Consider the following 19,904-nt stretch of genomic DNA (forward strand, 5'->3'; position numbering starts at 1 on the left):
TCCTCGCGCCCACCGCGGCGGAGCCGCGTACGGGTACGGCCCCGCGCCCCTCACGGGGCGCTGACCACACCCTTGGCCTCACCCGTGGCGGTACCCTTCGTCGCCGCCGCCGGGATCGGCTGGTCGTTCTTCAGCGCGGTCCACATCAGCCGGGCCTTGGACTCGTCCAGCAGGACCCGGTTCGGGTTCGCCGGGTCGTACTGGACCGGCATCGTCACCATGTTCATGTGGGAGGAGCTGATGCCCTTCAGCCCCTCGGCGAACGACGCCAGGTCCTTGACGGAGGCCAGGTCGGAGTCGGTGGTGACGGACTTCGTCGCGGTGTCGGCGAGGTCGTACAGCTTCTGTGGGCTGGTCAGCACGCCGATGTGCTCCACCTGGCTCACCAGGGCCTTGATGAACGCCTGCTGGAGCTGGATGCGCCCGAGGTCGGAGCCGTCGCCCACGCCGTGCCGGGTGCGGACCAGGCCGAGCGCCTGCTGCCCGTTCAGGGTGTGCGTGCCGGCCTTCAGGTCGAGGTGGCTGCCGGCGTCGTGGATGTTCTTGGTGGTGGTCACCTGGACGCCGCCGAGAGTGTCGATCAGTTTCTCGAAGCCGGCGAAGTCGACCTCGATGTAGTGGTCCATACGGATGCCGGTGATCGACTCGACGGTCTTCACGGCGCAGGTGGCGCCGCCGACGGAGTAGGCCTCGTTGAACATGGAGCCGTGGGCCTCCGCGTGCGTGACGCCCTTGGGGTCGGTGCACGCGGGGCGGTCGACGAGGGTGTCGCGCGGGATGGAGACCACGCTGGCCTGCTTGTGGCCCTTGTACAGGTGCACGATCATCGCCGTGTCCGAACGCCCGGTGCCGTCGTCGGTGCCGCCGCCCAGCTTCTTGTTGGCGCCGGAACGGGTGTCCGAGCCGAGGACCAGGATGTTCTCGGAGCCGTTGTCGACCTTCTGGGGCCGGTCGCCGCCGAGCGCCTGGTTGATGTCGACGCTCTTGATGTTGCCGTTGAGCTTGAAGTACAGGTAGCCGGCGCCGGTGCCGCCGAGCAGCAGGATGCCCGCCGCACTCCATGCGGTGGCCAGGAGCGCCTTGCGTCCGGCGCTGCGGGGCTTGCGGCGGCGGCCCCCGCCGCCGCGGCGCGGGCTCCGCGTCGTGGCCTCGCCGGCTATGCCGGCCTCCGGCGTGCTCTCGGAAGGCATGTGCTCCTCAGTCCTGGCGGCCTCTCATTGCTCCATGGTCGCTCCGTTCGGTCAGACGGAGAAACCGGGGAAAGAGTTGCACAACGCTGAGTGTCCAGGACGTGGCCCGGCAAACACGCACGGTCACTACGAAGTCGACGGCACCGCGTTCACCTGCGGCTTCGCACGAACAGGGGCGTAGTGGCCGTTCAGCCCGCAACCAGTTACTTGTGGCATAAATCTCGCCAACGCACAGGGCCGCCCCGTCGGGTACGACGGGGCGGCCCTGTGCTGTAACGATCCGATCAGTCCCCGTTGCCGGGCGCCGGGGTCGTCTTCTGGATCTGCATCAGGAACTCGATGTTCGACTTGGTCTGCTTCATCTTGTCGAGGAGCAGCTCGATCGCCTGCTGCTGGTCGAGCGCGTGCAGCACCCGGCGCAGCTTCCAGACGATGTTGAGCTCCTCGGCGCCGAGCAGGATCTCCTCCTTGCGGGTACCGGACGCGTCCACGTCCACCGCGGGGAAGATGCGCTTGTCCGCGAGCTTCCGGTCGAGCTTGAGCTCCATGTTGCCGGTGCCCTTGAACTCCTCGAAGATCACCTCGTCCATGCGGGACCCGGTGTCCACCAGAGCGGTGGCGAGGATGGTCAGCGAGCCGCCGTCCTCGATGTTGCGGGCCGCACCGAAGAAGCGCTTCGGCGGGTACAGGGCGGTCGAGTCGACACCACCGGACAGGATGCGGCCGGAGGCCGGGGCGGCGAGGTTGTACGCACGGCCCAGACGCGTGATCGAGTCGAGCAGCACGACGACGTCGTGGCCCAGCTCCACCAGGCGCTTGGCGCGCTCGATGGCCAGCTCCGCGACCGTGGTGTGGTCCTCGGCCGGGCGGTCGAAGGTCGAGGAGATGACCTCGCCCTTGACCGACCGCTGCATGTCGGTGACCTCTTCCGGACGCTCGTCGACGAGGACGACCATCAGGTGGCACTCGGGGTTGTTGTGGGTGATCGCGTTGGCGATCGCCTGCATGATCATGGTCTTGCCGGTCTTCGGCGGGGCCACGATCAGACCGCGCTGGCCCTTACCGATCGGCGAGACCAGGTCGATGATGCGGGTGGTGAGGACACCGGGGTCCGTCTCCAGGCGGAGGCGGTCCTGCGGGTAGAGCGGGGTCAGCTTGTTGAACTCCGGGCGGCCGCGGCCGTGTTCGGGCGCCATGCCGTTGACGGAGTCGAGGCGGACCAGCGCGTTGAACTTCTCGCGGCGCTCGCCCTCCTTGGGCTGACGGACCGCACCGGTGATGTGGTCGCCCTTGCGCAGGCCGTTCTTGCGGACCTGGGCGAGGGAGACGTACACGTCGTTCGGGCCGGGCAGGTAGCCGGAGGTCCGGATGAACGCGTAGTTGTCGAGGATGTCCAGGATGCCCGCGACGGGGATCAGGACGTCGTCCTCGGCGAGCTGCGGCTCGGCGGCGATGTCGTCGCGGCCACGGCGGCCACGGCGGTCGCGGTAGCGGCCTCGACGGCCCCTGCGGCCTCCGTCGAAGTCGTCGTCGTCCTGCTGGCGCTCCTGGCGGTCCTGGCGGCCGCCGCCCTGCTGCTGGCCCTGCTGCTGACGGTCCTGACGGCCGCCGCCCTGGCCCTGCTGCTGGTCGTCGCCCTTGCCGCGGCGGTCGCGGTCACGGCCGCGCTCGCGGCGGTCGCGGCGGCGGCCGTCGCCGTCGCCGGCGTCGGCCTTGGCGCCGTCGCCCTGCGGCTGGGTCTGCTGGGGCTGGGCCGGGGTCTCGGCCTTCGGCTCGCTCTGCGCCTCGGCGGCGACCGTCTCGGGGCTGCCGGCCTCGGCGGTGGCGCGGCGCCGGCGGCGCTCGGCCGGGGCGTCGTCACCGGCTCCCTGGCCGGGGATCTCGATCTGCTGCGGGGCCACGGCCTGCTCGGCGGCCTTGCCGGCCTTGGGCTCGGCCGCGGCGGCCTCGTCGCCGGTGCGGGTCCTGGAGGTGGCCCGGCGCTTGGGCTTGGTCTCGGCGGCGGCGTCGGCCTTGGCGGCCGGGGCACCGCCCCCCGCCTGCGCCTCCTTGATGACCTCGATCAGCTGGCTCTTGCGCATGCGCGCCGTGCCCCTGATGCCGAGGCCGGATGCGACCTGCTGCAGCTCGGCCAGCACCATGCCCTCGAGGCCGGTACCGCGGCGCCGCCGGGACCCGGCACCGGTGGCAGGCGCGGAGGCGTCCGTGGCGGGCGCGGCAGCGGTGTCCTCGACACGTGCGCCCATCAGATCGGTGGTGTCGCTCACGAAGGGTCCTTCCCTGGAGCGGACGTCGGCCTGTCTGGCTCGGCGACCGGTTGTGCTGTCCGGCTTCGGTCCGGTTTGTGTGGACCGTGCCGGTGCGGTGGTCCGCCAAAGCGGCGGAAGAAATTTCTGGTGATTGGCGCTTCCCAAAGCCGTGACACCCGGTTTTGTGTCACACGGCTCGGTCACGCCGATTCCGGAGCGTGCTCTGCAATCCGCTCAGTGTCCGCGTACGACGTATGGCTCAGGTACGTGATACGGAACACAGAGCAGCTTGGGAAGCTCCCGGAAGAATGTTGGTCCCGGACGGGGACACGAAGCACCTCGCCATGGCGGGGTCGGGTGCAGACTTGAGGTTAACACTACCGGATCCAACAAACATTCCCCCTCTCGAAATCCGGCAACCGTGTGTCAGGGCGCAAGCGGCAGCACGCTCGCTCCCTGGCTGTCCAGCTCCAGCCGGTTGGCGGCCCAGCCCTCGCCCGCCAGGTCGGCCACCTTGTCGGCGCTCGCGTCGTCGGCGAGCGCCAGGACCGTGGGGCCGGCGCCGGAGATCACCGCGGGGACGCCGTCCGCCCGCAGCCGCTCCACCAGCGTGGCGCTCTCCGGCATGGCCGGGGCGCGGTACTCCTGGTGGAGGCGGTCCTCGGTGGCGGGCAGCAGCAGCTCGGGGCGCCGTGTCAGGGCCTCGACGAGCAGAGCGGCGCGGCCCGCGTTGGCGGCGGCGTCGACGTGCGGCACGGTACGCGGGAGCAGTCCGCGCGCGGTCGCGGTCAGGACCGGCTTCCCGGGGACGAAAACCACCGGAACGATGGAATCGGCGGGGTCCATGCGGATCGCACGGGCGGCGCCGCGCTCCATCCAGGAGAGGGTGAAACCGCCGAGGAGGCAGGCCGCGACGTTGTCGGGGTGCCCCTCGATCTCGGTGGCGAGCTCCAGCAGCGCCGTGTCGTCGAGCCGGGTGTCGCCGCCTATGGTCACGGCGCGGGCGGCGACGATGCCGGCGCAGATGGCGGCGGAGGAGGAGCCGAGGCCGCGGCCGTGCGGGATGCGGTTGGCGCAGACGATCTCCAGGCCGCGCGGCTGTCCGCCGAGCGCGTCGAAGGCGGCCCGCAGGGACCGTACGAGGAGATGGTTCTCGTCCCGGGGGAGGGTCTCGCTGCCCTCGCCCGCGATGTCGATGTGCAGCCCGGAGTCGGCCACCCGGACGACCACGTCGTCGTAGAGCCCCAGCGCGAGCCCGAAGGCGTCGAAGCCCGGACCGAGGTTGGCGCTGGTGGCGGGGACGCGCACCCGGACGGCGGCGGCGCGGAACGCTGGACCGGCCATCGCTCGTTGACTCTCCTTGAGCTGCGTGATCGTCGAATGACATTCGATGACGTACCAAGGACCCGAAGGCCGCGAAGGCGGCGCGGCACCGCGGCACATGCGGCTGCGGCATATGCGGCGGGCGGGTTCAGTACAGCCTATCGAAGGAAGGTTCTGTGGCGACATAGGGCGCACAGGAGGCGCACGATGCGTGTCGTGCTGCCCCTGTGCCCCCTCTGTCGGGTGCCCGTAGGGGTTATCCCCCGCGAAGGGCCTGGTTACGCGAGGCCGAGGCGCTCGGCGGCGGTCGCCGCGTCGACCGGGACGGTGACCGGCTGCGGGGCGCCCGCGACGGCCCAGTCGGGGTCCTTGAGGCCGTTGCCGGTGACGGTGCACACGATCCGCTGCCCGGGGTCGACCTTGCCCTGCTCGGCGGCCTTCAGCAGCCCGGCGACGGACGCGGCGGACGCGGGCTCCACGAAGACACCCTCCTGCGCGGCCAACAGCCGGTAGGCACGCAGGATTTCACGGTCCGTCACCTCGTCGATGGACCCACCCGATTCGTCGCGGGCCTCGAGGGCGTACTTCCAGGACGCCGGGTTGCCGATGCGGATGGCGGTGGCGATGGTCGAGGGGTCCTTGACGACCTCGCCGCGCACGATCGGGGCGGAGCCGGACGCCTGGAAGCCCCACATGCGCGGGGTGCGCTTGGCGACGCCGTCGGCGGCGTACTCCTTGTAGCCCTTCCAGTAGGCCGTGATGTTGCCCGCGTTGCCGACCGGCAGGACGTGGATGTCCGGGGCGTCGCCGAGCATGTCCACGATCTCGAAGGACGCCGTCTTCTGCCCCTCGATGCGTACCGGGTTGACCGAATTGACCAGCGCCACGGGGTAGTTGTCGCTGAGCGCCCGGGCGAGGGTGAGGCAGTCGTCGAAGTTGCCGTCGACCTGGAGGATCTTCGCTCCGTGCACCAGGGCCTGGCCCATCTTGCCGAGCGCGATCTTGCCCTGCGGCACGAGCACGGCCGACACCATGCCGGCGCGCACGGCGTAGGCGGCGGCGGAGGCGGAGGTGTTGCCGGTGGAGGCGCAGATGACGGCCTTCGCCCCCTCCTCCTTGGCCTTGGAGATGGCCATGGTCATACCGCGGTCCTTGAAGGACCCGGTGGGGTTGGCGCCCTCCACCTTGAGATGGACGTCGCACCCGGTGCGCTCGGAGAGCACCTGCGCGGGCACGAGCGGCGTACCGCCCTCGCGGAGCGTGACGACCGGCGTGCTGTCGGACACCGGCAGCCGGTCCCGGTACTCCTCGATGATTCCGCGCCACTGGTGGGTCATTGCTGGTTACTCTCCTTCAACCCGCATGATGCTGGCGACACCCCGCACGGTGTCGAGCTTGCGCAGCGCCTCGACGGTCCCGCTGAGCGAGGCGTCGGACGCTCGGTGGGTGACGACGACGAGGGACGCCTCGCCGTCCTTCCCCTGTTGACGAACCGTATCGATCGAGACGTCGTGCTCGGCGAAGACGGTGGCGACCTGGGCGAGAACGCCCGGTTTGTCGGCGACGTCGAGGCTGATGTGGTAGCGCGTGACGACGTCGCCCATGGGCGACACGGGCAGGGCGGCGTAAGCGGACTCCCCTGGCCCGGTGGCCCCGCTGAGCCGGTTGCGGCAGACGGCGACGAGGTCACCGAGGACAGCGGAGGCGGTCGGCGCACCACCCGCACCGGGCCCGTAGAACATCAGCTGACCGGCGGCGTCGGACTCCACGAACACGGCGTTGTACGCGCCGCGCACGGAGGCGAGCGGGTGGGTCAGCGGAATCATGGCGGGGTGCACGCGCGCGGTGACCGAGCCCCCGTCGGCGGCCCGCTCACAGATGGCGAGCAGCTTGATCGTGCAGCCCATCTCCTTCGCCGAGCGGAAGTCGGCGGCGGTGACCTCGGTCATGCCCTCGCGGTAGACGTCGTCGAGACGCACGCGCGTGTGGAAGGCGATCCCGGCGAGGATGGCGGCCTTGGCGGCCGCGTCGAACCCCTCGACGTCGGCGGTGGGGTCGGCCTCCGCGTACCCCAGAGCGGTGGCCTCGTCGAGGGCCTCCTGGTACCCGGCGCCGGTCGAGTCCATCTTGTCGAGGATGAAGTTGGTCGTCCCGTTGACGATGCCGAGCACCCGGTTGACCTTGTCGCCGGCCAGGGACTCGCGCAGCGGCCGGATCAACGGGATCGCACCGGCGACGGCGGCCTCGTAGTAGAGGTCCTTGCCGTGCTCCTCGGCAGCCGCGTGGAGGGCGGCCCCGTCCTGGGCGAGGAGGGCCTTGTTGGCGGACACGACGGACGCCCCGTGCTCGAAGGCGGTGGTGATGAGGCTGCGGGCGGGCTCGATCCCGCCGATGACCTCCACCACCACGTCGATGTCCCCGCGTTTGACGAGGGCGGTGGCGTCGGTGGTGACGAGGGCGGGGTCGATGCCCTCCCGGACCTTGGAGGGCCGCCGCACGGCCACGCCCGCGAGCTCCACGGGCGCGCCGATCCGGGCGGCGAGGTCGTCGGCGTGCGTCGTCATGATGCGCGCCACCTCTGAGCCGACAACCCCACAGCCCAGCAGCGCCACCTTCAGCGGACGCGTACGCATCATCCGACCTCGTTTCCTCATGCGGTCTACGGTTTGACCAGTCTCACTCACCGGACGGGAGTTTCTGCCCTTGGTCCGGATCGTGAGACGTTTATTTCATTTTGTCGGCGGCGGCAGACCGGAAGATCTTCCGGTCCGCCGCCCTCTGCCTGTCGGTGGCTCACCCGACGTCGAGACGCAGCAGGTCGTCCTCCGTCTCACGGCGGACGATGACCCGGGCGTCTCCGTCGGCCACGGTGACGACGGGCGGGCGGAGCGCGTGGTTGTAGTTGCTGGCCATGGAGCGGCAGTAGGCGCCGGTGGCGGGTACGGCGATCAGATCACCGGGCGCGAGATCGGCGGGCAGGAAGGCGTCCCGCACCACGATGTCCCCGCTCTCGCAGTGCTTGCCGACGATGCGGACCAGCATCGGCTCCGCGTCCGAGGTGCGCGAGGCGAGGCAGACGCTGTACTCGGCGTCGTAGAGCGCGGTGCGGATGTTGTCGGACATGCCGCCGTCGACGGAGACGTACGTACGCAGCCCCGGAAGCGGCTTGATGGTGCCGACCTCGTAGAGGGTGAAGGCGGTCGGCCCGACGATGGCACGGCCCGGCTCGACGGAGATACGGGGCGTGCGGAGGCGGGCGCCCTCACACTCACGCGAAACGATCTCGGTCAGGGCCTTGGCGATCTCGTGGGGCTCGCGGGGGTCGTCGTCGCTGGTGTAGGCGATGCCGAGGCCACCGCCGAGGTCGATCTCGGGCAGCTCGACACCGTGCTCGTCCCGGATGTCCTTGAGAAGACCCACAACCCGGTGGGCGGCGACCTCGAACCCGGACATGTCGAAGATCTGCGACCCGATGTGGGAGTGAATCCCGACGAGTTCGAGCCCGTCGAGCTGAAGGGCGCGGCGCACGGCCTCGGCGGCCTGCCCGTCGGCGAGCGGGATGCCGAACTTCTGGTCCTCGTGGGCGGTGGCGATGAACTCGTGGGTGTGCGCCTCGACACCGACGGTCACGCGGATCTGGACGCGCTGCCGCTTGCCCATGGACGAGGCGATGTGCGCGACCCGCACGATCTCCTGGAAGGAGTCGAGGACTATCCGCCCGACACCGGCTTCGACGGCCTTGGTGATCTCCTCGACGGACTTGTTGTTGCCGTGGAAGGCGATGCGGTCGGCGGGCATACCGCCGGCGAGAGCGGTGGCGAGCTCACCACCGGAACAGACGTCGAGGTTGAGCCCTTCTTCATGCAGCCAGCGCACGACGGCGCGGGACAGGAACGCCTTCCCGGCGTAGAACACGTCGGCGTCCGGCCCGAAGGCGGTACGCCACGCGAGGGCGCGGGTCCGGAAGTCGGCCTCGTCCATGAAGTAGGCGGGGGTGCCGAACCGCTCGGCGAGCGTCTTGACGTCGATGCCGCCGACAGTGACGACACCGTGCGCGTCACGGGTGACGGTCTGCGCCCACACCTTGGGGTCGAGGGCGTTGAGGTCGGCGGGCGGGGCGGAGTAGTGGCCCTCGGGCAGGACGTCGGCGTGGCGGGGCCCGGCGGGGTGCGCGGAACGACTCATGACTGGTCTGGCTCTCTCACAGGTAATCGGGTGCACTGATGCCGAGCAGGGACAGGCCGCCGGCCAGCACCGTCCCGGCGGCTTCGGCGAGAGCGAGCCGGGCGCGGTGGGCGGCCGAGGGTTTCTCCTCGCCGAGCGGGAGAACGGTGTGCTGAAAGGCGAGCAGTCCGTCGGCGACGGCGACGAGCTGCCGGGCGAGCCGATCGGGCGCGCGGTGGGCGGCCGCCTGGGCGAGCGCGGCGGGGTACTCGGCGAGGGCGCGGGTGAGGGGGGCGGCGGTCGCGTCGGGCACGTCGCCGGGGGCGGCCTCGAATCCGAGCCTCGCGGCGTTGCGGGCCAGGGCGCGGGCGCGGGAGTGGGCGTAGCGAACGCGGAACAGCGGGTTGCTCTCGCGCTGGAGGAGATGGTCGGCCGTGATCCGGGGCCGGTCGTGGGCGGCGGGGTGGAGGAGGGCCCAGCGGGCGGCGTCGGGGCCGAGCGGGGTGGGGTCCTCGGGCGCGGGGACGGGCCGGAGATCGACGGGTTCACCGGGACGCGCGTGATCGATCTCGGCGCGTCCGCCCTGGGTGGCGATGATCCGCACGAGGGTGTCGGCCACGACTTCGGCGCGGATGTCGTAGGGGATGCGGAGGGGGACGAGGTGACCGTCGAGGGCCTGACCGTGCCCGTAGTCGTTCTCGGGAGGGTCACCGTGGTCGAGGATCTCGCGGACGAGCGCGGCGGTGGCGGTGCCCTGATCGAGGTGGATGTTGAGGAATCCGGGCCCGGTGATCTCGACATCGGCGACGCCGACGGTGTCACGGAGGTGGGGCCGGAGAATCTCGGCGACCTGAAGGGCCGGACGTCCGGCGGGCCGGGCCAACTGCAGGGCGATGTTGGTGGCGTAGTCCCCACGACCACCGGGCCCGGGCGGAGTGACCACCGCACGCGCGGGCAGCGGCACACTGAGTTCCCCCACGTCAATGGCACGACGCACCGCGTGCAGCACGGTGCGGGACAGCTCGACGGGGGTCACGGGGACAAGGGTAGGGGAGGAGGGGGGTGGGTAGGCGAGTTGGTTTCGGGTGGGGTCCGGGATGTGGACGGGGCTGGTGGGGCGGGGGGTCAGTCGGGCTGGAGCGGGAACGCCTGCCGGCCGCCGCCCGTGAGGCGGCCTCGCAGGCGGAGCGTTGGGTTGCCGCCACCCCCGGACCGCCTGGTTGCCCGGTGCGACGTGCGGGAGGGGTTGCCTCAACCGCCCGGCTGCCCGGCGTGGGGTGCGTGGCCGGCGGGCTCGACGCGATCGGCGGCCCCGGCCGCACTTGATTCGGGAGCGCCATCGAGCAGCTCCCCACCGTCTTCGACATACGCCCCGGCCTGCTGAACTCCGCCGATCTCCTGGATCCCACTGATCGGCTGCTGTCGACCGATCTGGTGCTGGTGAGGCTGCTGCTGCTGGTACTTCTGGTACTCCTGGTTCTCTCGGCCGACCTGAGGACCGCGCTCGATCAAGTCCTTCACGAGCCGGACGAGTTCGGACGGCTCGAAGGGCTTGGCGAGAAAGGCGTCGACGCCGACATCGAGGCCGCTCTCGACCTCCGACTGCGAACAGGCGCTGATGATGGCGAGGGGCAGCTTCCGGGTCCGGGGATCGGCACGAAGCCGCGCAGCCGTTCGCAACCCGTCGAGCCGGGGCATGACGACGTCCAGGGTGACGACATCGGGCCGCACCTGATGCACGACGTCCAGACACTCGGCACCGTCGGCGGCGGTCACGACCTCAAGACCCTCCAGCTCGAGGTTGACCCTGATCAGCTGCCGGATGACCTTGTTGTCGTCCACAACAAGCACCCGGCCGGACGCGCCTGGCACAACTCGAGAGTAGGTCGCCCCAGGGGGCCGCGTCCGGGTTTTCCCCACTTCCACCCCGTCCGGGCGAGCCGCGGCGACGGAGCCCCCGGGAAACCGTTCATGACCACCGCGAAGGAGCTGGTAGGGTTCTACCCGTCAGCGCAACAGCGCAGGACACGCCCCCGTAGCTCAGGGGATAGAGCAACGGCCTCCGGAGCCGTGTGCGCAGGTTCGAATCCTGCCGGGGGCACCCTGTATGAGGTGCCCAGAGACCCCGTCACCAGCGGAAACGTTGCGGTCGGGGTCTTCGTGTATGTGCAGGCGTATGCCGCCTGAAGCGGCCGTATGTCGGGGTCTGTGGACGAGGCGTGGACGGGATCTTGCGGCGTTACCGCAGGTGATCCCCAGAAAGCCACGACGTCGCTGGACGGTCGGTGCATAGCGCCCTGGTGTTCTCGAACTACTGGATGCTGGTAGGCGTCGAGGCGCAGAAGCGGGAGGGCCGGGCAGCCAGGAGCACAAGAGGCACGCACGCGAGTTCGCCGAGGGCCACGAGCGGAAAGCCGTCGGTTGCGGTCAGGACAGTGACGGCGAGGTGGCCGAGGGTGAGGAAAAGGAAGCCCCGGGACCAGGTGGCGGTCGGCCGGTGGAGGGCGAAGGCCCGGAAAGCGCCCCAAAGGCATGCGCCGACCCAGAACAGAGCGAGGGCGAAGGAGACATAGGTCGTCCATGTAGGGCCGGGGCGGCCAGGTTCGCGAGGGAAGGTCACAGCGATAACAGTGATGCCGGCGAGCAGAACAAACAGCCAGATGGCCTCGGCTATCAAGACCAAACCGAGGGCGATGCAACCAACCCTGCGCACCGGCGCTCCTCTGCGGAGGGGGTAAGGGAAGAAGGCGACGGAACAATATGCCGGAGACGGACACTAAGTCCTGCGGGGCCACCCATGGCTCCAGTGGGAACGGCCGGCACTCCATCGGGATGCGCCGGCTCAGGCCTGGTTCCAAGCCTGGCGCGTACTGTGCCGCCGCCTGGCCCGGGCGTCAGTATCGGCAAGCGTGAGCACCGGAGTCGCCATCCCCCAGTCTTCCCGCGGTGCAGGATGGGGTCATGGCACCCACCGACTTGTCTCGCCTGCAGTTGCCACTCGCGTGCCGTGACGCTCTTGCCGAGCCGCGGTCGGAGCGGATCGACGGTCACACCATCTCCATCACCACCGACTGGTGGAACACCGAGATAGCCACCGCACGCCTGCCTGGTGCGCCCGTGACTGGACCACACGTCACGCAGCTCAGTCGCGGAGACTTGTTCACGGACGCGGCCAGACTTAAGGCGGGCTCCGAGGAGGAGCTGCTGCGCTTTCTGTGGCGAGTCCTCGCCTGGGGCAGCGGCAAGAGACTCCGCCTAAACCGCGAGCGCATCCGAGCTGTGGCGGATAACCGGCCCTCAGCCATGGCGGCTCTACGCAGGGGTCTGCGGGCGGCCCGCGAGGATCCGGAGCAGGCGTACGAAGCTCTGCGTCCAAAAGGTGGCAACGCCATCGCGTACCTGGGCCCGGCGTTCTTGACCAAGGTCCTGTATTTCGCCGGCGGCGGCGCTCTCGACCACCCGTGCGCGATCCTCGACTCCCAAGTTGCCGCCACGCTCAGGAACACCTGCAAGTGGGACTCACTCGGTGAGGAGGGATGGCCCACCACCACCTACGTCCGGTACTGCGCGCTCCTGAACCGCTGGGCTCACGAGGAGAGCTGGCGACTCGGGCGCCGCATCGGAATCGACGAGATCGAACGCTGGCTGTTCAGGCCCTGAGCTGCTGTAGGCGGCGCAGTACGGCAGTCCGCCAACCGCCAGTGCTGTGCACCAGTCCCCACTGCACTCACCGCAGCCCCGGCAATCACCTCGGAGGGCGTAAGTTGACCCCTGAAGCATCTTTACAGACCGTCACATGTCCGGCACGCTTCGCCCATGAAACCTGCACGGCGTGCAGCGATAGCTTCGCTGCACGTTCTCCTTGCCTGCACGCTCGCCGGTTGCGGCAGCGGCTCGCATAGGGGCAGCAACCCCGTGAACGTTGCCGCCGGGGGCATCGCGTCAACGCCCGCGACCGTACCCGGCACAGTCGGCTACCTCTATGCAGACGGTGGCGAAGTCGACTACCTCCAGTGGCAGTCGGACGCGACTGGCACACTTCAAGGCACTGGGCTGGATGCCACCGTCACGGGCAGCGTGCCGAACGAGCAAGTGTCCATCAGTAGAAGCAACTTCGACGGGCAGCTCAACGGCTCCACGGTCACGCTGTCAGATATGGGAAACACCGCCCGCGGCGTCTTGTCGACTGACACACTGACCATAAACGTCGTCACCCGTGATGGCAGCATCCGGCCGTACACCTATCACCGAGCCTCCGACGGCGAGTACAACGCAACTCTCGCCAGGCTGAGGCAATCGGTCAGCCAAGCAAATGCTCAGGAAAACCTCTCCGAGAGCCAGACCGGCGCGGTGCAGCAGGTGACCAAGGACTATCAGGCCATCAGCGCCGATGAGTCCAGTCTGCGCCGCGACTTGACTAACTTGGGTGATGACGTCACCAGCACGGAAAACGACCTCACCAGCGAGCACACCGATGAGCAGAACGTGCTTACAGAGGCAAGCAACGGCACGGACAACAGCAGCGTGTGCGGCGATGCTTCAGGCGTCAGCGGAGACGCCTCTGGTATCTCTGGCGATGCCTCCAGCTTCTCAGGAAGCCTGCAGGGCATCACCACCGACCTGTCCACACTGCACGACGATGCCACCACACTCGCCAGTGATCTTCAGGCGCTACTGAAGATCGAACCGAGTTATGCAGGCGATGGAAGCAACCCGTCACCAAGTGATGTCCAGCGCGCTGGTTCCGGGGCCGCGTCGGCAGCCTCCGAAGACGTGAATGAGGCAAACCGTGATATCGACCAAGAGAACGCGGCCGTGGCAACCGCGTACGGATATGCGGCAGACGCCTCGAAATCCGGGAACTGCAACGATGCAGCCGACGGCCCCACACGGATTGCACGCATCTCATCACCGTTCGGCGGACAAAGCGGAGCCTCTGCCTGAGTAAAGAGCCGCGTCTACCGACCCTGCACTAGCAACTGAGGAAGCCGTATGAGCGATGTCTATGTACGTATCGGGGTTTACCGCTCTGCATACCACACTGACCTTGACTGTCCGTCGCTGAACGGAAAGCAGGACACGTACGCGGGTAGGGAGTCGATGCCCGAGGACGAGGCCAAGAAGCAGGGGCTCACGGCCTGCCAACACTGCAAGGGATAGCTGCGCAAGCGCCACGACTGTGCGGCCACCAGGTGGCAACGAACCTATAGTCCAGGTCGTACAGCCGCAGCCCCTCTGGGACCAGGCGCCGCTCATGCTCGCCGGCTCGGTTGGGCACGAGGACGAGGTCCGGCCCGGACTGAGGTCGGCGCGTGAAGAGCGGGTGCCGGGTCCTCGATGCGGCGGTTGGCGGCATCCTGCCGTCCGACGATGCACTTCGCGTACCGGGTCAGCGGGGCCTCAACGCCGCTGTCAGCGCGCTTGGCAACCAGGGCAACTTGGGAACGGACAGAGTGACTTGACCAAGACGGTCCGGCACAATCGCCGGAGCAAGACACTTCTTGAGGGGAGCTTGCGACTCCTCGGCAAGAAGCCAGCCAGTGAGACGACTCGCAGCCACAGCGGGCGTCCAGCCAGGCAGTGTTCGGAGCTCATCCCGTGAGCAGAGAGACGTGACGCCGCACCGCAATCCTGGCAGGCCCGTACCGAATAGGCGCCTACGATGCGGGTGCAGCAGGGTGTGAGGGCACGGCAGGGGTGTCAACGTCCTGCCAGGCTAAGGGCGCGAGGGAAACAGGGGGATCTATGACGAAAAGTACATTTCTTCCCGTTAATCGTATGCTCGAGCGAGCCGGTCTCGCTCGGGAGGAATCAGACACGGCCTACTTTTTCGATCTCCTCTACCTCGGCGAGATGCTCATCAAGGTGCAGGCCGTGGAACTCCTTGCTGCACTTCAGGCGGACCGAGAGCAGCACCGATACGCAGCCATCTCAGAGCTAGTCAGAGCTGACAGCATCGGTAGATGGGCCGAGCTACTCGACCAGCTCGCCTCCGGCCCAGCCAGCCAGCACTTTGTTCCCGCCGGCCGGGATTCGCAGCGGGCAATCACCATCGCTTTTGGCCCAGACAGCGATAGTTGGCAGCGTAAGGCAGTCGACGCACTTAACAGAGTCTGCACCTGCTTGGACTCAAACTACGAGGACATGTCCGGCAAGAAGGTGAGCTTCCGCAGATGGGCGCATGACTTCAGTTGGCTGAGGAACCGAACTCGTGGTCATGGCGCCCCCCGCGGCGCAGCGCTCTCCGTCATCTGCCCTCAACTGGCAGAGTCGCTCAGCGAGGTAATCAACAACGCGCCGGCCTTCAGTCGCTCCTGGGTCCATCTGAAGCGCAACCTGTCAGGAAAGTATCGCGTCAGTCCCTTCGGTAACGGTCACCAAGGCTTCGCCTACCTCGCGCGCGAGAGCGAGCACTCTCTGCCCGACGGCACCTACGTGGATCTAGGAGGCCCACGGGCCTGTGAGCTGCTTTTTACAGATCCAGACCTCACGGACTTCTTCTTGCCCAACGGGAACTTCCGGAACGGTAAGTACGAGACGCTCTCCTACATCAGCGACGAGCGGCGTTCCGGAGACGGGACTCCATATCTTCTACCCGTCGAGGCGCAACCACGCAGCGAGACCGCGGCACAGCCGGACATGGCATATGTCGGCAACCTTTTCAGCAACATGCCTCCCCTCCCCGAGCACTACGTGCAGCGTGCCGAACTTGAGCAGCAGCTGACAGACCGTCTATGTGACGACCGGTATCCGGTCATTACGCTCCAGGGACGGGGCGGCGTGGGAAAGACGTCGCTCGCCCTGGAAGTGCTACACAAAGTAGCCAGAATGGACGAATTCTTCGGAATTGTGTGGTTCAGCGCTAGGGATATCGATCTCCTCCCCGAAGGGCCCAAGGTCGTACGACCTGATGTACTGTCAACGGACGACATCGCGCTGGACTTCTCACAACTCATGGCCCATCCCTCGGCTCGTAAATCGAAGGAATCTCGCAAATATCTCGCCGACTGCCTTTCCGGTAGCGCCGATGAGGGTCCCTTCATTTTCGTCTTCGACAATTTCGAGACCGTGCGAGAGCAGGCCGAACTTTATCAGTTTGTCAGCAATGCGGTGCGGCTTCCCAACAAGGTGCTAATTACGACACGGACGCGCGAGTTCAAAGCAGACTATCCAATCGAAGTTGGGGGTATGCGTCGTGGAGAGTACTCAGAACTCGTACGAACCGTCGCTGGCAAATTGGGCATCGCTTCTCTTCTCGACCCAGAGTACGAGGAGTCATTGTTCCGCGAGTCGGACGGTCACCCCTATATCACCAAGGTGCTACTAGGCGAGATCGCTGAGGCGGGCCGCAAGGTCACAGTGAAGAGAGTCGTCGCAGCCAAGGATGCTATGCTCGACGCGCTCTTCGAGCGGTCCTTTGCTTCGCTTTCTTCCGCGGCCCAGAGAGTGTTTCTTACGCTCTGTGGCTGGCGTTCGCTGGTTCCCCGTCTCGGTCTTGAGGCTGTACTGCTGCGTCCTGAGAACGATCGCCTCAATGTAGACGGAGCGATAGCTGAGCTGGAACAGCGTTCTCTGGTCGAAGTGATGTCCTCCCAGGGGGCGACTGGGGAAGAGTTTCTCTCCGTTCCGCTGGCAGCTTCACTGTTCGGTAAGAAGAAACTTGTAACTAGTCCCATGCGGATAGTTGTCAACTCAGACCTCAAACTCATTCAGGAATTCGGACCCACAACTGATGCAGCTCATGGCCTTGCTTCGCGCATCGAAAGACTAGCCAGATTCGCCGCAAGGCAGATGGAGCTTGGGAAAGACATCAGTCAGGAACTGTCCGTCATTGAATACATGGCTACGGGCTACCCTCGCGCTTGGTTGACTTTGGCGGAATTTCAGCGCAATCAGATGTCTGACAATGCTGCAGCGATCCGAGCCGTTAATCGCTATCTAGAGAACTACCCTGAGGACCAGTACGGGTGGGGGCTGCTCATCACGCTATACCGGGCCACAGAGGAGCCTTTGGCGGAGATGAATGCCCGCCTGCGGCTCGCAGAACTCACCGAGCCGCCGTTTCACGACCTAAGTTCCGCCGCCTCCCGACTCATCGGACTGCTACACCGAAAGGAGCTTGTCCTCGACGCCGACGAGCGGCGTCACATCGTACGGAGGCTGCGCGAACTCCTCGAAGCGCGGCATACCGAAGGTGACGCGACAGATCTATCTCGCCTCGCCTGGCTGTGCATGTACGACGACCAGGACACAGCGTCTGCTGATCGTTGGGTTACCGAAGGTCTGCATAGAGAATCGACTAACGAGCACTGTCTGCGGCTAAAGCGGCGCCTCGCGGCCAACAGTTCCGACCCAACTTAGGTCCCGACACTGGCCAGCACCACGGTAACCAACGTCCGCTGGCCTGAAGCTCCTTCACATTGCCGCTCGCCTCCGCCACAGATGCGGCGTACAGAGGCGATAGGGCGCGAAGCGCGAGGAGGACCCCAGGCCGCGTACCTGGGGCCCCGATCCTGGTCCAGGCTCTTACTCGTACTCGCGAAGCAGGTCCTCGATGCGACGGTTGGCGACGTCCTGCCGACCGCCGAGGCACTTCGCATACCGGGTCAGCAAGACCTCGACGCTGTTGCCAGCGCGTTCAGCCACTTCGGTGGGATCGACTCCGGCGTTGAGCCACGTCGACAGCGCCGAGTGCCGAAGGTCGTACGGCCTACTCGCGAGCGGCGAGACCGCGACAGCCGTCTAAAACTGACGATCATCGTTGACACCTGGGTCTCCGATCACTACGGAGATCCACATGCCGAAGTCCACTCCCGCCACCCCGCCGCTTGACCGTGAGGCCAAGCGGCGCCTGGCCGTCATACGCCACGTCGAAGAGGTCACCGGGAACGTCGCGATGTCCTGCCGGTACTTCGGGATCAGCCGGCAGGCGTACTACACCTGGTACCGCCGTTACCAGGCCGAGGGCGTCGAGGGCCTGCGCACCCGGTCCAAGGCGCCGAAGACCTCTCCGAACGCGACCCACGTTGAGGTGGTCGGGAAGATCATCTACCTTCGGCAGAACTACCACTTCGGCCCCGAGAAGATCGCCATGTACCTCAAGCGGTACCACGACGTCACCATCAGCAAGTCGGGTGTCTGGCGCATCCTGAACCGCCTGGACATGGGCCGCCTGCCGGCCTCGCAACGCTACAAGCGCCACGACCGCAGATGGAAGCGGTACGAGAAGCAGCTGCCCGGCCACCGCGTCCAGATCGACGTGAAGTTCATCGAGCCGCTCGCCTCGATGCCACAAGGGCGACGCGGCGGCCGCAACAAGTACTTCCAGTTCACCGCGATCGACGACTGCACCCGCCTGCGCGTCCTGCGGATCTACCCGCAGCTGAACCAGAACACCGCCATCCAGTTCCTCGACTACGTGCTGCAGCGCCTGCCGTTCCAGGTCGAGGTCATCCAGACCGACAACGGCGCCGAGTTCCAGTCCGCCTTCCACTGGCACGCGCTCGACAAAGGCATCGCCCACACCTACATCAAGCCCCGCACACCGCGGCTGAACGGCAAGGTCGAACGCTCCCACCGCATCGACGCCGAGGAGTTCTACCGGCTCCTGGACGGCGTCGTCATCGACGACGCCGCGGTCTTCAACGACAAGCTGCGCGAGTGGGAGGACTACTACAACTACCATCGCCCCCACGGCGGCCTCGGCGGCCAGACCCCCTACGAACGCCTCAAGCAGAAGACCACGACTCAGGCGTAATCGATCTTTGTCAGTGGCACAAACCGAAGATCTTTCAGGCGAACTCAGGCATGCGCGGTAAAAGTGGCCGGGATGCGCTCCGGGAAGTTCCTCGGGAATGACGAAAAAGTAACTTCTCGCGTCAATGTCGCCGTCAGGAATGGAACAATACCACCATCGAAGAATTCCCACACGTCATTCCTTGCAGCATTCAGTGCGATCGTCCATCTGTCAGGGGCATGTTGTGGTCTGGCCACCCAGTACACGGTGTCGCCGTTATCCGTCACCGCAACCGCAACCAACTCGCTCGGATCTGCCGGGATCACTTCCCCGTGGTCAACATAGGTTTGCAAGATCTCCCGCGATCGAGCAACTCGGGATTGCAGTCGAATGGGCGCGAATTTGGTGACGGGTTGCAGAACTTCAAGGAACCCATCGATGGTACCGGGACCATAATTCTCCACAAGCCACTTGTAGTCGGATGGAAGCTCGTGACCAAGATCGGCCTCGACCTGGTTCCACGGAATCTCGACCGCGGACCGCGCGGCCGGTTCCACTACTTCCCGAAACCTCTGCGTATCGAACATGACTTCCTACCGTCATTCATCTATGTGGAACATTCCAGCCCGCTTGGGGAGATCTCTTTCAAGTTTGAACCCACGTTTCAGTAAGCTCTGATTTCCAACCTGATAGGGGCAACGTCACCGGCTCGGTCATAGATCGCCCTGACGTTGTATTGGATCGTCTCACCAGCGCCGACTGCATCGGCCACTTGCTTTTCCACCTCATCCCTCATGATGGGAGTATTGATGGGGTCCTGAGTGAGAGTGACGAGGTTTTCCTCCAGATCTCCGCTACCGCCCAGCTTGTCTGCGAGCAAGTGACCCCGCGCCTCGTTGTAGAGGCTCCCGTTGCCGCTCCAACCCGAAGGGTCGATTGCCTTGTTCGCCGGCGTCCCCTTATGCAGCATGGATTTCGTGATTGTCGCAGAGACCCCAGTGGCTCTGCCGTCATCGTCCAAGGCGTGATAGCGGACAGCATTGCCATGCTCGTAGACATCGCAGTTGTGGACCAGAACCGGTGTGTCGCCAGCCTCCACATAGTACGTGTGGAAGGCAGGCCGTTCCTGCCTGCGTTTTCGCAGGGAGGGAGGAATCAACGGTCCGTCGGCGTCCGCAGATGTGCGCTGGAGTGCGTCCCGGTTGCCGTCACCGTTGCCGTCAACGGCCGTGCCTGTTGTGC

At 66.7% G+C, this 19,904-nt stretch carries 14 protein-coding genes, 1 tRNA gene and 2 pseudogenes; 5 read left to right on the forward strand and 12 right to left on the reverse strand.

The window, feature by feature from the left end; translation table 11 throughout:
- Positions 1-50: 50 nt before the first annotated feature.
- The 8 genes and pseudogenes from ACFYZE_RS10030 to ACFYZE_RS10065 form a co-directional block, all read right to left on the reverse strand.
- Complete coding sequence (locus ACFYZE_RS10030; protein WP_388990736.1) at positions 51-1,190, reverse strand: LCP family protein; 1,140 nt, start codon at positions 1,188-1,190, stop codon at positions 51-53.
- Positions 1,191-1,474: 284 nt separating this feature from the next.
- Positions 1,475-3,457 carry a transcription termination factor Rho gene (rho, locus tag ACFYZE_RS10035; RefSeq protein ID WP_388990738.1) on the reverse strand — a complete coding sequence of 661 codons (1,983 nt, stop codon included), beginning with the start codon at positions 3,455-3,457 and terminating at the stop codon, positions 1,475-1,477.
- 408 nt (positions 3,458-3,865) lie between these two features.
- Positions 3,866-4,783: a homoserine kinase gene (thrB, locus tag ACFYZE_RS10040; protein ID WP_388990740.1), complete on the reverse strand. Its 918-nt coding sequence runs from the start codon at positions 4,781-4,783 to the stop codon at positions 3,866-3,868.
- Between the two features lie 257 nt (positions 4,784-5,040).
- Positions 5,041-6,099, reverse strand: a complete 1,059-nt coding sequence (gene thrC / locus ACFYZE_RS10045) for a threonine synthase (RefSeq protein WP_388990742.1) — start codon at positions 6,097-6,099, stop codon at positions 5,041-5,043.
- Positions 6,100-6,105: 6 nt separating this feature from the next.
- Positions 6,106-7,395, reverse strand: a complete 1,290-nt coding sequence (locus tag ACFYZE_RS10050; protein ID WP_388991439.1) for a homoserine dehydrogenase — start codon at positions 7,393-7,395, stop codon at positions 6,106-6,108.
- A gap of 160 nt (positions 7,396-7,555) precedes the next feature.
- Entirely contained in the window at positions 7,556-8,947 is a 1,392-nt protein-coding gene (lysA, locus tag ACFYZE_RS10055) for a diaminopimelate decarboxylase (RefSeq protein WP_388990744.1), read from the reverse strand.
- 16 nt (positions 8,948-8,963) lie between these two features.
- Entirely contained in the window at positions 8,964-9,962 is a 999-nt protein-coding gene (gene nrtL / locus ACFYZE_RS10060; RefSeq protein WP_388990746.1) for an ArgS-related anticodon-binding protein NrtL, read from the reverse strand.
- 449 nt (positions 9,963-10,411) lie between these two features.
- Positions 10,412-10,846: pseudogene (locus ACFYZE_RS10065) on the reverse strand (response regulator); the annotation flags it as partial.
- Between the two features lie 109 nt (positions 10,847-10,955).
- Between ACFYZE_RS10065 and ACFYZE_RS10070 the strand changes: the two are divergent.
- Positions 10,956-11,027 (forward strand) — tRNA-Arg (locus tag ACFYZE_RS10070).
- Between the two features lie 210 nt (positions 11,028-11,237).
- Here ACFYZE_RS10070 and ACFYZE_RS10075 read toward each other — a convergent pair.
- On the reverse strand, positions 11,238-11,639 hold the full coding sequence (locus ACFYZE_RS10075; protein ID WP_388990747.1) for a hypothetical protein: 402 nt from the start codon (positions 11,637-11,639) through the stop codon (positions 11,238-11,240).
- Positions 11,640-11,887: 248 nt separating this feature from the next.
- Here ACFYZE_RS10075 and ACFYZE_RS10080 point away from each other — a divergent pair, with 248 nt between their 5' ends.
- The 3 genes from ACFYZE_RS10080 to ACFYZE_RS10090 all read left to right on the forward strand — a co-directional run bounded on the left by ACFYZE_RS10080 (position 11,888) and on the right by ACFYZE_RS10090 (position 17,287).
- Complete coding sequence (locus tag ACFYZE_RS10080) at positions 11,888-12,586, forward strand: hypothetical protein (RefSeq protein ID WP_388990749.1); 699 nt, start codon at positions 11,888-11,890, stop codon at positions 12,584-12,586.
- A gap of 156 nt (positions 12,587-12,742) precedes the next feature.
- Complete coding sequence (locus tag ACFYZE_RS10085; protein WP_388990751.1) at positions 12,743-13,870, forward strand: hypothetical protein; 1,128 nt, start codon at positions 12,743-12,745, stop codon at positions 13,868-13,870.
- 834 nt (positions 13,871-14,704) lie between these two features.
- Entirely contained in the window at positions 14,705-17,287 is a 2,583-nt protein-coding gene (locus tag ACFYZE_RS10090; RefSeq protein WP_388990753.1) for an NB-ARC domain-containing protein, read from the forward strand.
- Positions 17,288-17,452: 165 nt separating this feature from the next.
- On the opposite strand, the pseudogene ACFYZE_RS10095 reads toward ACFYZE_RS10090, so the two are convergent.
- Positions 17,453-17,665 (reverse strand): annotated as a pseudogene (locus tag ACFYZE_RS10095) (site-specific integrase); the annotation flags it as partial.
- 58 nt (positions 17,666-17,723) lie between these two features.
- Between ACFYZE_RS10095 and ACFYZE_RS10100 the strand changes: the two are divergent.
- A complete protein-coding gene (locus ACFYZE_RS10100) occupies positions 17,724-18,683 on the forward strand; it encodes an IS481 family transposase (RefSeq protein WP_388990754.1) in 960 nt (319 codons plus the stop codon).
- A 44-nt stretch (positions 18,684-18,727) separates the two neighbouring features.
- Here the strand turns inward: ACFYZE_RS10100 and ACFYZE_RS10105 are convergent, their stop codons facing one another.
- Both ACFYZE_RS10105 and ACFYZE_RS10110 read right to left on the reverse strand, forming a co-directional pair.
- Positions 18,728-19,249: a hypothetical protein gene (locus ACFYZE_RS10105; protein ID WP_388990756.1), complete on the reverse strand. Its 522-nt coding sequence runs from the start codon at positions 19,247-19,249 to the stop codon at positions 18,728-18,730.
- A 77-nt stretch (positions 19,250-19,326) separates the two neighbouring features.
- Positions 19,327-19,761 (reverse strand): DNA/RNA non-specific endonuclease, encoded by a 435-nt coding sequence (locus tag ACFYZE_RS10110; RefSeq protein WP_388990757.1) that lies wholly within the window; start codon positions 19,759-19,761, stop codon positions 19,327-19,329.
- Positions 19,762-19,904: the final 143 nt, after the last annotated feature.

The sequence above is a fragment of the Streptomyces sp. NPDC001796 genome, assembly GCF_042892355.1.
In the GTDB taxonomy this organism is placed as follows: Bacteria; Actinomycetota; Actinomycetes; order Streptomycetales; family Streptomycetaceae; genus Streptomyces.

Coding starts and splice junctions, on each gene's coding strand:
- thrB (WP_388990740.1), bottom strand. CDS start 4,783: ATGGCCGGTCCAGCGTTCCGCGCCGCCGCCGTCCGGGTGCGCGTCCCC.
- lysA (WP_388990744.1), bottom strand. CDS start 8,947: ATGAGTCGTTCCGCGCACCCCGCCGGGCCCCGCCACGCCGACGTCCTG.
- ACFYZE_RS10085 (WP_388990751.1), top strand. CDS start 12,743: ATGAAACCTGCACGGCGTGCAGCGATAGCTTCGCTGCACGTTCTCCTT.
- ACFYZE_RS10080 (WP_388990749.1), top strand. CDS start 11,888: ATGGCACCCACCGACTTGTCTCGCCTGCAGTTGCCACTCGCGTGCCGT.
- ACFYZE_RS10105 (WP_388990756.1), bottom strand. CDS start 19,249: ATGTTCGATACGCAGAGGTTTCGGGAAGTAGTGGAACCGGCCGCGCGG.
- ACFYZE_RS10050 (WP_388991439.1), bottom strand. CDS start 7,395: ATGCGTACGCGTCCGCTGAAGGTGGCGCTGCTGGGCTGTGGGGTTGTC.
- ACFYZE_RS10030 (WP_388990736.1), bottom strand. CDS start 1,190: ATGCCTTCCGAGAGCACGCCGGAGGCCGGCATAGCCGGCGAGGCCACG.
- ACFYZE_RS10100 (WP_388990754.1), top strand. CDS start 17,724: ATGCCGAAGTCCACTCCCGCCACCCCGCCGCTTGACCGTGAGGCCAAG.
- ACFYZE_RS10090 (WP_388990753.1), top strand. CDS start 14,705: ATGCTCGAGCGAGCCGGTCTCGCTCGGGAGGAATCAGACACGGCCTAC.
- thrC (WP_388990742.1), bottom strand. CDS start 6,099: ATGACCCACCAGTGGCGCGGAATCATCGAGGAGTACCGGGACCGGCTG.